The sequence below is a fragment of the Citromicrobium bathyomarinum genome, assembly GCF_038594605.1.
Classification (GTDB): Bacteria; Pseudomonadota; Alphaproteobacteria; order Sphingomonadales; family Sphingomonadaceae; genus Alteriqipengyuania; species Alteriqipengyuania bathyomarina_B.
Map to the genome: position 1 here is coordinate 66,724 of NZ_JBCFZM010000004.1, position 15,641 is coordinate 82,364.

9 protein-coding genes are annotated in these 15,641 nt (G+C 64.2%); 6 read left to right on the top strand and 3 right to left on the bottom strand.

Translation table 11 applies throughout. The features are described from left to right. Positions 1-4: 4 nt before the first annotated feature. The 3 genes from AAG612_RS14500 to AAG612_RS14510 form a co-directional block, all read right to left on the bottom strand. On the bottom strand, positions 5-907 hold the full coding sequence (locus AAG612_RS14500) for an alpha/beta hydrolase (RefSeq protein ID WP_342511347.1): 903 nt from the start codon (positions 905-907) through the stop codon (positions 5-7). Between the two features lie 31 nt (positions 908-938). After that, complete coding sequence (locus tag AAG612_RS14505; RefSeq protein WP_342511348.1) at positions 939-3,581, bottom strand: TonB-dependent receptor domain-containing protein; 2,643 nt, start codon at positions 3,579-3,581, stop codon at positions 939-941. Positions 3,582-3,656: 75 nt separating this feature from the next. Next, a complete protein-coding gene (locus tag AAG612_RS14510) occupies positions 3,657-6,737 on the bottom strand; it encodes a glycosyl hydrolase (RefSeq protein WP_342511349.1) in 3,081 nt (1,026 codons plus the stop codon). A 308-nt stretch (positions 6,738-7,045) separates the two neighbouring features. Here AAG612_RS14510 and AAG612_RS14515 point away from each other — a divergent pair, with 308 nt between their 5' ends. The 6 genes from AAG612_RS14515 (at position 7,046) to AAG612_RS14540 (ending at position 15,436) form a co-directional block, all read left to right on the top strand. Beyond that, entirely contained in the window at positions 7,046-8,434 is a 1,389-nt protein-coding gene (locus AAG612_RS14515) for an MFS transporter (RefSeq protein ID WP_342511351.1), read from the top strand. 6 nt (positions 8,435-8,440) lie between these two features. Further along, on the top strand, positions 8,441-10,552 hold the full coding sequence (locus AAG612_RS14520; protein ID WP_342511353.1) for a beta-glucosidase family protein: 2,112 nt from the start codon (positions 8,441-8,443) through the stop codon (positions 10,550-10,552). 41 nt (positions 10,553-10,593) lie between these two features. Then, positions 10,594-11,247, top strand: a complete 654-nt coding sequence (locus AAG612_RS14525) for a TetR/AcrR family transcriptional regulator (protein ID WP_342511355.1) — start codon at positions 10,594-10,596, stop codon at positions 11,245-11,247. 69 nt (positions 11,248-11,316) lie between these two features. Further along, positions 11,317-13,128 carry a carboxylesterase/lipase family protein gene (locus tag AAG612_RS14530; RefSeq protein WP_342511357.1) on the top strand — a complete coding sequence of 604 codons (1,812 nt, stop codon included), beginning with the start codon at positions 11,317-11,319 and terminating at the stop codon, positions 13,126-13,128. Then, positions 13,128-14,624 (top strand): flavin-containing monooxygenase, encoded by a 1,497-nt coding sequence (locus AAG612_RS14535; RefSeq protein ID WP_342511359.1) that lies wholly within the window; start codon positions 13,128-13,130, stop codon positions 14,622-14,624. Before AAG612_RS14530 ends, AAG612_RS14535 begins: the two co-directional genes overlap by 1 nt. After that, entirely contained in the window at positions 14,621-15,436 is an 816-nt protein-coding gene (locus tag AAG612_RS14540) for an SDR family NAD(P)-dependent oxidoreductase (RefSeq protein WP_342511361.1), read from the top strand. Before AAG612_RS14535 ends, AAG612_RS14540 begins: the two co-directional genes overlap by 4 nt. Positions 15,437-15,641 lie beyond the last annotated feature (205 nt).

Genomic DNA, 15,641 nt, shown 5'->3' on the forward strand with positions numbered 1-15,641 from the left:
TCGGTTAGTCGGTGGTCGCCACTTGTCCAGCAAGCCATCGAAGCAGGTCTTCCTCGAAGCGCGCGCTGTCCGTCCCCTGTTTGCCAAGCCCGAACCCGTGGCCGCCGTCTTCGTATACACGCAGTTCGGCTTGCCCTCCGCGATGCCGCCAGCGATCGACAAGCGAAAACGAGCGATCGTGAATCAGCGCGTCGTCACGCGCGATGGCGACCAGCATCGGGGGCAGCGTATCCGCAGTCAGGGCGGCGTCCGTCGGGCCGTAGATGTAGCCCACGAAGTCCGGCCCCCAGGGCTTGTCTTCCTCGACCACGTTCAGCGCGGTCATGGCGCCCGCCGAAAAGCCGATCATCCCTATCCGGTCGCGGTCCAGCGACCACCTGTCAGCCTCGGCATCGAGCAGGCGCAGGGCTTCCAGTGCATCGGCCGTCGCCATGGGCTCGCTCACTTCGATCGGTCCGCCATCGCTGATCTTGGACATCATTCCCATCATCTTCGCCGCGAACAGCAGATCATTGCCGGGCGTTTCGTTCAGCCGGTACTTCAGCACGAAGGCCGCGATCCCCCGGTCGGCGAGCAGCTCGGCCACCTCGGTCCCTTCGGTGGACATCGACAGGATCTGGAACGCCCCGCCGGGCAGGATGACCACCGCAGCACCCGTCGCCTTGTCCGGTTCGGGCAGGAAAGCGATCAGCTCCGACTGGCGGACATTGCGGACGATCAGATTGTCGTCGGTCCGATACCATTTCTCCGCTTCACCCGCGTCATCGCCGGGCAGCAAGGGGATGGCGCTGCCAAAGTGCGGGCGCTCGACCCGCTCGAAGCCCGGAAGGGGAGCGGAGCAGGCCGCCAAAACAAGCGCGGCCAGCCCGGCCACGGTCAGCTTCCATTTGTGGTTTGCGATTTTCATGACGACCTGCCCTGTTAGAGTATCACCGGATTCAGAAGCCGAAGCTCAGCCCGATCTGCACCAGCCGCCCACGGGTTGAGCCGTTGGTGTAGCCCGGGTCCGCATTGTAGAACGGCGGATCGGCATCGAAGATGTTGTCGATATTGAGCGTCAGGCGCGCATCGCGCCCACCCCCGAACGAGCCGAGCGTGTAAGCGGCGAACAGATCGACAGTGGCAAAGCCGTCCACATCGGTCTGCGTCACGCCGTTGGCGGTCAGCGGCAGCGCCAGCTCGATCCCGCTGTTGTAATTGAGTTCGACCCGCCCCTGCAGCGTCGGCGTTCCCAGCCCGACATAGGCGAGCAGGTTCAGGCGGCTTTCCTGATCCACCGCATCGACCAGCTCATCAGCCGCGAGCGCGGCGACCTTGCGGTTAAGCAGATAGGTGCCGGTCACGCCCAGATCGATGCCGACATCGCCGAGCGTGTGTTCGAAATTCGCGGCGAAATCGATCCCGTCGACCTTGACCCGGCCCAGATTCTGGCGACGTGCATCGAACAGCACATAAGGCCCGCCGAAAGGACCCGCGTAAAGCGAGGCAAGCGACGACGCGCCGTCGAGCGGCAGGTCGCCGACCGCAGCGGTCAACTGCGCGAGCGTGGGATTGCGGGTCACGAAAGAGGAATACAGGCCGGTGAAGATCGCGGGTGTGGTGAACGGAACGATCGCGATCTGATCCTTGAAATCGATGTTGTAGTAGGTCGCCGAAGCACGCAGCGCACCCAGCTCGACCTCAGTGCCCACCGACCAGGTTTCCGCATTCTGCGGGCCGAGGTCGGGATTGCCCCCGGCAAGGATCACCGTCGGCCGCAGGAGGTTGGGGATTTCCGGGTCAGCGGGATCGCGAAACGGACTGAACTGGATGATCTGCGCGCGTGAATCGGGCGCACCGGTCGTGTCGCCAAGGCTGGGCGCGTTGAACGATGTGCCGTAGCTGCCCCGGAATTTCAGACCGTCCAGCGGACTATAGGCAAAACCCACCTTGGGGTTCGTCGTGCTCCCGAAATCGCTGTAATCATCATGCCGGACGGAGGCCGACAGGGTGAGTTCCCGCATCCCCGGGCTGCCGTTGGCGCCCCCGAAGATGGGCGCGACAAGTTCGCCGAAGACCGACATTATGTCGCGCTCGCCCACAGCGCCGGGCGCGGTATTTTCCGCCCCGACGGCCACGTTGCCGAACCGCGCATCGATATGCTGCTGCGTGCCCTCGAGGCCCGCCGCAACGCGCAGATCGCCACCGGGTAGCGCAAAGAGCGGCCCGTCCACGATCAACCGTCCAATGGCCTGCCTGCGGTCCGCCAGTCCGTAGAAATTCTGGTAGATGCTGGCGAGAACGGCCGGATCGCTCGATCCCGGATTATAGGGATTGAGCGCGGTATCGAACGTAGTGCCTGCAAGTGCGGCTTCCTGGGCGACGGCATTGATCGACGGCGAGTTGGACTCGGTACGCGTTTGGCCATAGCTGAGCAGCGCACGCATTTCGAACCCGCTGCCCAGATCGAAGGCGAAGCTGGGCGCGATGTTGAACAGGTCCAGATCGACTTGGCCCTTGTCGTTGAAAACGCCTGCGTAGGAGAAGTTGACCGTCTGGAAGAACGGGTCCGGCGCGATCGGCTGATAATAGGGATTGGTCGCGGTGATGATGCCCGACTGCGCGAAGGCACCGTTCCCGCCAGCGCCGTTCAGATCATAGGTCTGGCGCGTCGTGCGCTTGGAATAGAGCACCTCCAGATCGAACGCGACGTCGGGGCTCAGATCGAGATCGAGATTGCCGAGCACCGAATGCAGCGTCTCTTCGGGCAGGAATGCCCCGTTGTCGGTGTTGTCGCATTGCGAGATCGTGCCCGGTGTCCGGTCCGGCAGCGCATAGGTCGTCACCACCCCGCCGCGATCGATCGAGACGGTGCCCGGCGCGCAGCCGCCGGTATTGGCGCTGATCTGCTGCACATAGTCGCGGTCGCGCCCGAACAGCGCGTCGTTCCACGAGTGCGAATAGGCGATGTAGGCAGACCCGCTATCCCAGCTTTTGCCGGCGATCAGGTTGGCATCATATTGCTGGTAGTCATCGGCAACGCCGTAGCCGCCGGACACCTCCACCCCGTCGAAGGCGCGCCGGGTAATGAAGTTGATGACCCCGCCCACGGCATCCGAGCCATAGACCGATGACCCGCCATCGAGCACGACCTCGACCCGCTCGATCGCGGCCACGGGGATGGTGCCGGGGTCGAACGGCGTTCCCAATACGCCCACGCCGGGCCCGCGGTGACCGTTGAGCAGCACAAGCGTCGTGCCGCCCGAACTGCTGCCGCCGATCTTGCGCAACGCGGGCGTGACGGACGTGATGGCCGCGCCCAGCGACGGAACGGTGGGCACGGTGTTGAATGCGGAGGAAACCTGCGGGACAGAGGCAAGAATATCGTTGGTGTCCGTCGCACCGCTGGCGGTGATGCTTTCCTGGTCCACGCTCAGCACGTTGGTGCCGACGGGCGCCACGCCCCGGATCGAAGTGCCGGTGACCACGATCGTGGTGTCTTCCACGACCTCTTCATCAAGCGGTTCGGTCTGCGCGAAGGCGGGCTGCGCGAGCAATGCGACGGTCGCCGCCGAAACGTAGAATGCTGATTTGATCTTCATGTCTCTCTCCCAAATCCGGCCTTTGCGAACCGGTATTCCTGTTTTCAGGCTGGGCTCATCAGCCCTGCCCGCAGTTCAGTCCTTCGAACCCCGCGTGGCCGGGCCATCTCGCGCGCCGATCAGCAGGCGCGGTTGCCCGATGATGCCGACCGGAACCGAGAGCTCATCGGCATCCTCGATCAGCCCGTCCGCCTCCTGCTTTGCCGCCATGGCGTTGCGCAGCGGCGGGGCAAGTTCGATCTCGATGGTGTTGGAGCCGCGCCGCAGCTTGCCGGTCAGGTCGACCCGGAAGGGCGGCAGGACTGCGCGCGAGACGGGTTTGCCGTTGACGCTTACCCGCGCGGTCCCTTCGATCCGCTGCAGATCGAGCACTGCGCAGCGCTCCGCCGACGCAGCGGGAAGCGTTGTCGTGGTGCGATAGAGAATCGGCCCGGCGGTCGCGGCGAAGGCTTCGCTCTGCCGCAGGTCCGTCAGCGACCCCGCGACCTGTATCGAGGCATCGCCCGCCTGCACCCGCCATTGCATCGGCTTGCGGGTGGTCCATTGCCGTTTGCCCGCGACGCAGCGCGAAGCCTTGGCGAAAGGCGCGGCGCCCCGGATCACGAAGACCGATTCCAGCCGCCCCAGTTTCAGCGCAACGACGCCCTTCGCGTCCGCAGCGACCGGCCATATCTTCCCTCCCATCGGGTCGAAGAGGGTCAGCGTCTCACCTGCGGCTCCACGAATGCGCAGCTTCGCGACTTGCGGCGTGGTCGACTGGTTAGCGAGAAAATGCGCGGTGCGGCCTTGCCCCAGATCGCGCGATATCCGGCGGACACCACCTTCCGAAACGAGGCTGATCGAAGGCGCAAGCTGTTCCAGCAGCTCACCCTGCGAGGATGCCGAGCGCTCCTGCGCCACCGCACGCATGGCGGCCGCCACGATCCGGTCATTGCGCTCGAAATCCTTGAAGCCCGGCTGGCGCTGGGGCGGCTGACCATAGACGATGACCTTGCGCCCATCCCGCGCCGCCGCGCGCAGGGCCTTTGCGGTCTGCGCCTGCATATAGGGCGCATCGGCCACAATCACCGGCGCATTACCATCGATCAGCTCGACCGATTGCAGCGCGTCGTCGTTCGCCCAGGTCCAGGTAACGCCCACCCGGTCCAGCGCGCGCAGAGCCGGAAGCACCTGCTCGATCCACTCGAGTCGCGGGTCGGTCGTCTTGTCGGGGAAGGTGGCGAAGGGCAGCGAGAGCGGTTCGGACGGGTCGAACAGTCCATCGGGCGTCATCGCGCCTGCGAACAGGAATTCGTCGCGTGCCGGTGCCGAATCCTCGATCTCCAGCGGGAAGCCGAGGAACGGGTAATAGACCAGCACATCGGCCTGCGCCTTGCCCGCCTGCAACAGATTCTGGACCCGCGCCATATAAGCGGTCAGCGCAGGTTCGGCAGACCAGATCGCGCTTTTGCGCCCGTAATTGCCCGAGAAGATGAAGCCGCCCGCCTCGTCGGTGAACGGATACCAGCCGGCCAAGCCGAACTCGCGCGACAGCCGCTCTCCGCCGCGCCCTTGCGTATATTCGTAAGGGATGCCGTGCCACACCAAGGCGTTGACGCCTGCCAGATAGGCCTTGTCAGCCGCCGCCTTGAGCTGCGCCGGAGTGACCGCGTTGGCCCTTTGCGCCCAGACGAAGGATTCCGCCGAAACGATGGGGCGGTCGTACAGCAAGCCTGCCGCACCCGCGAGCTTGAGAAACAGCGGGCTGCCGCCGCCATAAAGCTGCTCGGTCTCCGGAATGTCGTTCGCGCCGAGGGCGCGGATCGTATCGACATCTGTGCCGTAGCTCTGCCCGCGCGAGAGCATCCCGCGTGCATTGGCCCATTCGCGACTGGTCTCGACGAACCGCTCGCGTATCAGGTCCGACATGGTCAGCGCGTAATCGTAGCGGATACGCTCGTCGTCGTCGGTCAGCTGGAAGGCCGGGGCAGCGGTGCGCCGCCCCACTTCGCGGATAAAGTAATTGTCCTGAAAATCCTGAAAGACCGCGGGCAGGTATGGGGCCAGCTCATAGCCGCGCCGCTTTGCGAATTCGGGCAGAATGTCGCTTGCGGCCAGCTGATCCACCTTGAATTCGAGGCTGTCGTTGAAGATGCCGCGCAGCGCCTTGCCGTAGAAAGGGGCGAGGCCTGCGCGCGACCCGAAGGCCCAATCGTAGTGCGCGCGCAGCGTTGCCGCATCCGCATGGTCGATCACAAAGCCCGGCGTGCCCGTCGCGGTGAGCGTGGGGGCCTCGCCCGATGGCATCACGAAGACGAAGACGATCTGCCAACGCCCTTCCGGCGCGGCCCACGATAGCCGCCCGCCCGCAACCTTGCCCGTCAGGTTCACCACCTTGGCGGGGTCGAGCGCGATGGTGTCGGTGACGTCGAGTACGTTGAAGGCGCGCTTGCCCTCCACCACCGGCGCGGCGACCACAGCTTTCAGCTGCGCCAGTTCCGGCAGGAAATTGCTCAGGTCCTCGCCGAACTCGCGTTCGCCGAAGGCCAGCAGATAATCGTTGAAGCCGGGCGACGGCAGCGGCACCTCGACGTCGATCTCTTCACCGCCGTCCACTTGCATTTCCGAGAAGGCAAGCTCCTTCAGCCCCTCGCTCGCCGCGACCTGCGGGCCGCCTGCCGGCCATCCGCTGAGATGCGTGAGATCGACCTGCAGGCCGGCATCCCCTGCACAAGCGAGCACCTCGCGCAGCGTGCGGAGATACTCGGGCGATTGCGTGTCGCGAATGCGGTCGCGCCACTGCGCATCCTCGACCGTGGCGAGGTCGGCGGTGAAGGGCTGGATCTCCACCCCGGCAAAACCCTGTGCCTTGAGCGCCCGCACCTGCTTGCAGGCCTGCTCCGGGTTCACGTCGGCACCCGGCCACCACCACCGCGTCCACGGTCGCACGCTGGCAGCAGGCTTCAGAAGGGTCGCGGCGTCGATCGGGCCCAGCGTGTGGGTCAGCTCCGGGGCCGAACCGGAACCGGGCGGATTTTCGGCAAATGATGCAAGCGACACCTGCTCACCGCTCGGCGCAGGAGGATCCATCCGCTCGAGCAGGTCGGAGCGCAGCCAGAAAAAGCCGATGGTCGCGAAAAGAGCGGCGAGCACGACCAGGCCGCCGACAATACGCACGGCCCAGACAGCCCAGCGCGGCGCCCGCTTTGAGCCATGCGACTCGTGTTCAGATCGGCCAATACCAGCCATCGCTTTCGTCACCTCTCCCTGCAAACCCCTGACTTTCTTTGCGAAATCAGCCGACTTGCGAGCCCTTTTTACTTTTTCCTTCCAACTGGATGGTTTTGTGCCTATAGCTCCAGCAGCGATGGCGCGCCAGTCGTCATGTAAAAAATTTCGGAGATATGGCTTTCCGGCCAGTCTCGTAAGGTTTTCCGGAGCGTCGGCCCCATTAACAGAGGCACGAATCGCCCGAAGGGAGAGATATGGATCGGGCAGTATATGCCGCTGGGAAAAGGCCTTCTTTACGCCTCGGCTTCTTAAGGCGCCTTGGTTTTGGCGTCGGCGACTTCGGCATCAATATATTCTGGAACACGACGAATCTTTTCGCGATGTTCTTCTATACTGATGTCATCGGCCTATCGAACATCGCTTCGGGCTCGATCATTTTCGGCGCGATGCTGTGGGATGCGGTAACCGATCCCGTGGCCGGATACCTGATCGGACGGACCAACAGCAGGCTCGGCAAATTTCGACCCTACCTGCTGCTCGGCGCCATCCCGCTCGGCGTGTCCTTCTGGCTGCTGTTCAACGTGCCCACTGCGGGCGTGGGGATGATGGCCGCCTATGCCTTCGGTTCGCAGCTGCTGTTTCGCACCTGCTACACCGTCGTCAGCGTACCCTACAGCTCGCTCTCCGCTACCATGACCAGCGATTCCGACGAACGCAGCCGGCTGGCGGTCCACCGGATGGTCTTCGCCACCGCCGCTGGGGTGGTGGTCGCCGGCCTGACCCGCGCAGGGGCCGATGCCTTGGGCGCGGGCGACCTGGCACTGGGGTTCGAACGGATTGCCATGATCTATGCGGGGCTCGGCATGGTGGCCATCCTGCTGTGCGGCACGGTCGTACGCGAGCCCGCGCGCCCGGAGGCGGAGACCCCTCGTCCCTCGCTGAGAGAGACGCTGGCAGGCCTGCGCGGCAATTCCGCCTTTCTCTATGCCTTTGCCATCATCGTGATCGGGATGTCGGGGATGACGATCGCCAACAAGGGCATCCTCTACTACCTCAAGTACAACCTCGGCGCGGAGGACAAGACGGGGCTGGTGCTTGTCAGCGTGGCGCTGTCCCTGATGCTTTTCGTGCCCCTGTGGGGCGTGCTCGCGCAGAGATTCGGCAAGCGCCGCATCTGGCTCGCGGGGACGCTGATCTCGATCAGCAGTACGTTCCTGCTGTTCATCAACCCGATGCAGCAAGTTGCAGTGGTCACGCCGCTATTCGTGCTTGGCGCAATCGGTGGAGCCGCGCATTACTTCAGCATCTGGGCGATCATTCCGGACACCGTCGAATTCGGGGAATGGAAGACCGGCATCAGGGTGGATGCCGTCATCTTCGGCGCAGTCTCCTTCGCGCAGAAGCTCTCGCTGGGTTTCGCCACGCTGATCGCCGGGCTGCTTCTGGATGCGTTTGGCTATGTCGCCAACCACCCGCAGACCGCCACCGCGCTGTTCGGGATCAAGGTGCTGGTTTCGCTCGCCCCGCTGGCGACCGGGCTGATCTGCCTTCCCCTCGTCCTCAAATTTCCGCTGGACCGCGTCCTGCACGCCCAGATCGTGCGCGACATCGCGGGCCGCCAACAACGCAATCAGGGAAACTGACTCCGCATGCCTTTCGACGACTTCAATACCGCGCAGCCCGATCCGGCGATCGAGGCCGAGATCGACGGCCTGCTGGAAGAGCTGACGCTCGAAGAGAAGGTCTACATGATGTCCGGTCACGGATTTCATTACTACTTCACGCAGGTCGACAACCGGCAGTTCGGCCAGCGCGCCTACGCGGCGGGCAGCGGGTGCGAGCGGCTGGGGATCGAACCGCTCTATTTCTCGGACGGTCCGCGCGGCAAGCGTCACAAGGAAGCCACCACCTGCTTCCCCGTGCCGATGGCACGCGCGGCGACATTCGATGTCGATCTGGAAGAACGGATCGGCAAGGCGATCGGTGTGGAGGCGCGCGCGCTTGGCGTGACGCTGTCGGGCACCATCTGCATCAACTTGCTGCGCCATCCCGGTTGGGGCCGCGCGCAGGAAACCTATGGCGAAGATCCCTTCCAGCTGGGCGAATTCGGCGCGGCGCTGTGCCGCGGCGTGCAGGCGCATAACGTGATCGCCACGGTTAAGCACTTTGCGGTCAACAGCGTGGAGAACACGCGCTTCAAGATCGATGTTTCGATCGACGAGCGAACCCTGCGCGAGGTCTACCTGCCGCACTTCAAGCGCACGCTCGATGCAGGCTGCGGCTCGGTGATGAGCGCCTACAACAAGGTGAACGGCGAATACTGCGCCCACAACCGGCACCTGCTGACCGATATCCTGAAAGGGGACTGGGGCTTCAACGGCTTCGTCCATTCCGACTGGGTGCTCGGCGTGCATGGGGTCGACGCGGCTGAAGCCGGGCTCGACATCGAGAATCCCGAAGGCGTGAAGTTCGGCAAGAAGCTGGTCGCGGCGGTGAACACCGGCGAAGTATCGCAGCAAGCGATCGATCAGGCGGTGCGCCGCATCCTGCGCACCCAGATGCGCTTCGCCCGCGAGCCTGATCCGCGCGAATATTCACGCGACGATTTGGCGTGCGAAGAGCATGTCGCGCTCGCCCTCGAAGCAGCCGAGAAGAGCATCGTGCTGCTCAAGAACGAGGGTATCCTGCCCTTCGATCGCAGGCAGCTTTCCACCCTGGCGGTCATCGGCCGCCTCGCCGATGTCGAGAACCTTGGCGACAAGGGATCGAGCAGGGTCACCCCGCCCTACTCGGTGACGATTCTGGAAGGCCTGCGGAAGCTGGTCGGTGCCGATATCGAGATCCTGTTCGACGATGGCTCGGATCACGACCGTGCGGTCGCGGTCGCTGAGGCAGCGGACGCCGTGCTGTGCGTCAAAGGCTTCACCTGGAAGGAAGAAGGCGAGTTCATCCCCGGCGACGAAGCGCTGGATAGCGACGACCCCAATTCACGCTCGACCAGCGGCGGCGATCGCCATCACCTGCGGCTCAGGCCGGAAGACGAGGCGCTGATCGGCAAGATCGCGGCGCGTCATTCCAAGGTCGCGGTCGCACTCGTCGGGGGCAGCGCGATCATGAAGAACGCGTGGCACATGGATGTCGGCGCAATCGCGATGACATGGTATTCGGGCATGGAGGGCGGCACTGCGATTGCCCGCGTTCTGTTCGGCGACCGCGTGCCGAGCGGCAAGCTGCCCTTCACCGTTCCAAAGCACGAGGACGACCTGCCCTTCTTCGACCCAGCCGCGCTCGAAATCGAATATGGCCCGCTGCACGGCTATACCAAGCTGGACGCGGAGGGGATCGAGGCGGCCTATCCGTTCGGCTTCGGGCTCAGCTACACGCAGTTCGAATATGGCGCTGCCCAGGTGAAGCTTACGAGCGACGAAATCGTGGTCGAAGCGAAAGTCACCAATACCGGCTCGCTTCGCGCCGATGAGGTTGCCCAATGCTATGTCGGCTTCCCCGGCTCCGCAGTCGATCGCCCGGTCAAGCTGCTGCGGGGTTTCGAGCGGATCACGATCGAGCCGGGAGAGAGCGCGACGGTCTCTTTCACGCTGTCACCCAGAGACCTTGCCTATTACGATGTGGCTTCGAAAAGCTGGCGGATTGAAAACATCCGATACGCATTTTATGTCGCTGCAAGCAGCCGCACCGAAACGGATAAGGCCGCCCATCTCGACGCCCCGGCACACTGGTCTGGCCTGTCTTTCCCCGCATGACGAAGCGGGCCGATCCTGCAACCATCCAGAAGGATGCGACCTTGGCGAAACCTGCTGACAAGAAACCGGCGGGCAAGCGCGAACTGGTCCAGACACGGGCGGAGGAAACGCGCGAGCGCATTCTCGATGCCGCTTACGAAGCCTTTGCCAAGCAGGGTTTCGAAGGCGCCAATACCCGCGCCATCGCCGCCACGGCGGATACCACGCACGCTGCCATCCGCTATCACTTCGGGACCAAGGAAGAGCTGTGGCGGGAGGTCGTTCGGCGGATGTACGACGAAGTCGCGGAAGAGGCGGAGCTGACCCTTGTCGAAGATACCGCCGGCAGATCCCCGACCGAATTGCTGCGACGTTACCTGCGCAGCTATGCGCGTTACAGCGCGGCCAACCTCAATCATGCGCTCATCACGATCTCGGAATCGGTGACGGGAGGGGAGCGGCTGGAATGGATGAGCGAGACCTTCATCCGGCCCCGCCACGAAATTGCGCTGACCCATCTGCGCAAATACATGGACGCCGGGCTGTTGCCCGATATCTCGCCGGTGGCGCTGCTCTATATCATCGTGTCGGTGTGCCAGATGCCCTTCGTGCTCTCGCAGCAGATGAAGGTCCTTTACGACGTCGATATGACCGACGAGGCCGTGATCGACGAGCATATCGACGCCGTCCTGAAGATTTTCGTACCCGATAACTGATCCCGGCGGCGTGGCACATCGCCGGGGAATTCTCACGCCCCGTGAAAAACTATCCAATTGGATGCTTTTATGACCCGCAGCTTCAAGACAGCTCTTTCCCGCAAATGCCGAGGCACGCTGCTTCTCGCCTTCGGTTTGACGTTGGCAGCCTGTTCGGCCGAGGCAGAGCCCGCGCTTCCCGTGGCCGACGCGGCTACCGTGACAAGGATTTCGCAGGGCGAGCTGATCGGAAGCACGACACCGCAAGGGGCGCAGGCGTGGCTGGGCATTCCCTATGCGGCCCCGCCCACCGGCGATCTGCGCTGGCGCGCCCCGCGTGAGCCTGCGGCGTGGGAGGGGCGCTACGAGGCGCTGGATGGTACGCGCCGCTGCCTGCAATATGCCTCCGAGATCGAACCGGGCTTCGAAGGGGGCGAACTGGCGGGATCGGAAGACTGCCTGTTTCTGAACGTCTGGGCACCGCCCGGGCCTGTCGACGATCTGCCGGTGATGGTCTGGATCCATGGCGGGGCAAATGTCTGGGGTTTCGGCGGTCAGCTCGATCCCTCGCGCCTCGCTCTCTCGCAGAACGTCGTGGTGGTGGCACCCAATTACCGGCTCGGTCCGATGGGCTGGTTCGCGCATTCGGCGCTGCGCGACAGCGCTGACGAACCGGAAGACGGCTCGGCGAATTTCGGCCTGCTCGATCTCATCGCGGCCCTGCGCTGGACGCAGGGCAATATCGCGGCGTTCGGCGGGGACCCGGAACGGGTGACGATCTTCGGAGAGTCCGCGGGCGCATTCAATGTCGGTGCCCTGCTGGCATCGCCCCAGAGCGAGGGTTTGTTTACCGGGGCCATTATGCAAAGCGGCGGCTTTGCCTCGCACACCATGCGGGAGGCCGAGTTCGGCCCCGACAACGAAGCCGACCGACGCGGCGTCGCATCGCGCGAGGTGCTGGCCCAGCTCGCCATTCCCGAAGCCAGGCAAACCGCAGCCACTTTGCGCACCATTGCCGCAGCCGACCTCTTCCAGGCCTATCAGGATTTGCGCCCCGACGAAGGCGGGCTCGGCGACAGCATCGACCCGATCGACATTGCCGCCGACGGGATCGTGGTGCCAAGCGAGGGCCTGCCCGCCCTGCTCGCGCGCCAAGACGGCTTGCACGATGTGCCCGTGATCTTCGGCACCAACCGCGACGAGGTGCGGGCCGCCGGCATGTTCGACGATCACTTCACCCGCTCGATCGGCGGGGTGGCGTTCTTCGCGAAGGATACCGATGCCTATCTGGCGCACGGTGCGTACCCCAGTGCCACCTGGTTCGACCGCGCAGTCGCGGGCCCCGCCGATCTGCGCACCAAGGCCGGTGCGGCGCCGGTTTTCGCCTACCGTTTCGACTGGGACGAGGAAGGCAACGCCTTCGTCAGCGATCTCGCCACACTTGTCGGCGCATCGCACGCGATGGAAATCGGCTTCGTTTTCGGCGATTTCGAAAGCCCCTACACCGACCCCTTCGACTTCTTCTTCACCGATGGCAACGAGGACGACCGGCTGTCGCTGTCCGAAAGGATGATGGCCTACTGGGGCAACTTCGCGCACACCGGCGATCCATCGAAGGGCCCCAACGAGGCGTCATCGCGATGGCATGCATGGACCGCCAATGCGCCCGGAACGATGGTGTTCGATACCGAGGCGACCAACGGCACGCGCATGATGCGCTACACCTCTTCACTGGAGACGCTGGTCGAGCAGTTCGTCTCCGACGAGCGTTTCCGCAACGACACCGATCGCTGCAAGAGCGCCAAGCTGGCGGTGGATACCGCCATTTCCACAAGCGCCAGCCCCGGCCCATGGCGCGCACTCGCTACCCGATATTGCCAGACATCGCAGGAGTCCGACTGATGCGCAGCAGCCCGCGCTCGCAAGAGCAGGAGATCGACGTATTAGTCGTCGGTGCCGGTATCTCCGGCATCGATGTGGCCTATCACCTCATGAAGCGCTGCCCCGGCCACAGCTTCATCATCGCAGAGGCGCGCGAGCGCATCGGCGGAACGTGGGACCTGTTCCGCTATCCAGGCATCCGCTCCGACAGCGATATGCACACCCTTGGCCTGCCGTTCCGGCCGTGGCGGGGCGAGAACGCCATCGTCGATGGACCCTCGATCCGCGATTATCTGGAAGACACCGCGCGCGAGTTCGGGATCGACAAGCATATCCGTTTCGGCCAGCGGGTCGTTGCCGCCGATTGGGACAGCACGGCAGGCCGCTGGAACGTGACGATAGATGCAGCGGGCAAGGAACGGGTCGTGCGCGCGCGCTATCTCTACTGGGGCAGCGGCTATTACAGCTACAGCGAAGCCCATTCGCCCCCACTGCCCGGGGCCGAAGATTTCGCAGGCCCCCTCATCCACCCGCAATTCTGGCCGGAGGATCAGCAGGTCGAAGGCAAGACCATCATCGTGATCGGCAGCGGCGCGACCGCGATCACGCTGGTACCCGCCCTCGTCGCGCGCGGCGCCAAGGTGGTGATGCTGCAGCGTAGCCCGACCTATGTCGTCTCGCGCGATCCGAAGGACAAAATTGCCAACCGGCTCCATCGCTTCCTCCCAAGCTCCGTCGCGGGCCGGTTGGTGCGGTGGAAGAACGTGGCCTATTCGATGGCGACCTACGGCCTCGCGCGCAAAAAGCCCGAGAAGGTGAAGCACGCCATCCTCAAAGGCGTCGGCGAGCGAATCTCCGACGCGCGGATCGTCGAGCAGCATTTCACGCCCGATTACGATCCGTGGGACCAGCGGATTTGCCTCGTCCCCGATGGCGACCTGTTCGAGGCGATAGAGGCGGGCAAGGCCGAGGTCGTGACCGGACAGATCGACCGGTTCGAAAGCAGCGGCATTCGCCTTCGCTCAGGGCAGCTGCTCGAATGCGATATCGCAGTCACCGCGACGGGCCTCAAGATGGAGCTGTTTGGCGGCGCGCGGCTGACCGTCGACGGCCAGCCGATCGATATGACGCAGCGCACGATTTACCGCGGGATGCTGATCTCCGGCCTGCCGAACATGGCCCTCGCGTTCGGTTATGTGAACGCCTCGTGGACCTTGAAATGCGACCTCACCGCGCGGAATTTCTGTCGGCTGGTGAATGAGTCGGCACGGCATAACGACGCCGCGTTCGTGGTGCCGGAAAGTGCGCAAGCGGGCGAACGCAAGCCCATGATCGCGCTCGACGCAGGCTACGTCAGGCGGGCAGCGGACATTTTGCCGATGCAGGGATCGCGCGGCGGATGGCAGGTCCGCACCGATGTCGCACGCGACACGCTGGATTTCCATTTCAGCCCGATCGAGAAGGCCGAAATCGAGTTCCGCGATTGCCGAAGCGAGACGGCAGGAGCATCGCAGTGACGGCGCCTTCGAAATCGGTCGCCGTCATAACCGGCGCTGCCAGCGGGATCGGGCATGAGCTTGCCTCGCTGTTCGCGGCGCGCGGCTATGGGCTCGCCTTGGTCGACATAGACGCAGCCGGGCTGAATGTGCACGCCGATGCGCTGCGAGAGCGCCACGGATGCGACGTCATGACCTACGTCGTCGATTTGGCGCAACCGCAGGCGGTCCGCGATCTCGCCACCTCGCTCGACGTTGCCTACGGCGAGCACCTGGCGCTGCTCGTCAACAATGCCGGAATCGCGCTCGGCGGTCGGTTCGATGCGGTGAAAGAAACCGACTTTGATTCCTGCATGCAGATCAATTTCAATGCGGCAGTGCACCTGGTGCGGGCCTTGCTTGCGCCGCTGGAAGCGGGCGCAGGCGGGTGGATCGTCAACGTGTCGAGCATTTTCGGGATCGTCGCCCCGCCCGGCCAGGCCGCCTACTCGGCCAGCAAGTTCGCGCTTCGCGGGTTCAGCGAAGGTTTGACGCACGAGCTTGCCTCGCGCCCGAAGATCGGCGTCACCACCGTATTCCCGGGCGGCGTGAAGACATCGATCGCCCGGAATGCGCGGGTGCCCGAAGGCGTCGACGAAGGCATCCGTGCGCAGCAGATTGCGGCGATGGAAGCAAAGTTGACCATGGACCCGCAAGAGGCTGCAAAAATCATCGCCACCGCGGTCGACCGGCGCAGCGCCCGTGTCCTGGTCGGCAAGGATGCCCGGCTGGCGGAGAAGATCCAGCGCCTCCTGCCGACGCGATACTGGAAGATCATCGGCCGCAGCGCCTAGCGCATCCGGTTGGCCCATATTGCCGGGCTACCCGAATCCTCGCGAATCCGGACACTCAAACGGGGGGAATGCGCGAGTCCGTATTTGCCCCGATTGGTCGGTCTGACACGCAGGCAAAAACAGCGCGCACCGCCCCGTTCACCGCAATCGCGAGCGCGAATCGGTCCGCCCATCGAAAGAATCCGACAACCACCTCTCGCCAAAG

Coding starts and splice junctions, on each gene's coding strand:
- AAG612_RS14500 (WP_342511347.1), bottom strand. CDS start 907: ATGAAAATCGCAAACCACAAATGGAAGCTGACCGTGGCCGGGCTGGCC.
- AAG612_RS14505 (WP_342511348.1), bottom strand. CDS start 3,581: ATGAAGATCAAATCAGCATTCTACGTTTCGGCGGCGACCGTCGCATTG.
- AAG612_RS14515 (WP_342511351.1), top strand. CDS start 7,046: ATGGATCGGGCAGTATATGCCGCTGGGAAAAGGCCTTCTTTACGCCTC.
- AAG612_RS14520 (WP_342511353.1), top strand. CDS start 8,441: ATGCCTTTCGACGACTTCAATACCGCGCAGCCCGATCCGGCGATCGAG.
- AAG612_RS14530 (WP_342511357.1), top strand. CDS start 11,317: ATGACCCGCAGCTTCAAGACAGCTCTTTCCCGCAAATGCCGAGGCACG.
- AAG612_RS14535 (WP_342511359.1), top strand. CDS start 13,128: ATGCGCAGCAGCCCGCGCTCGCAAGAGCAGGAGATCGACGTATTAGTC.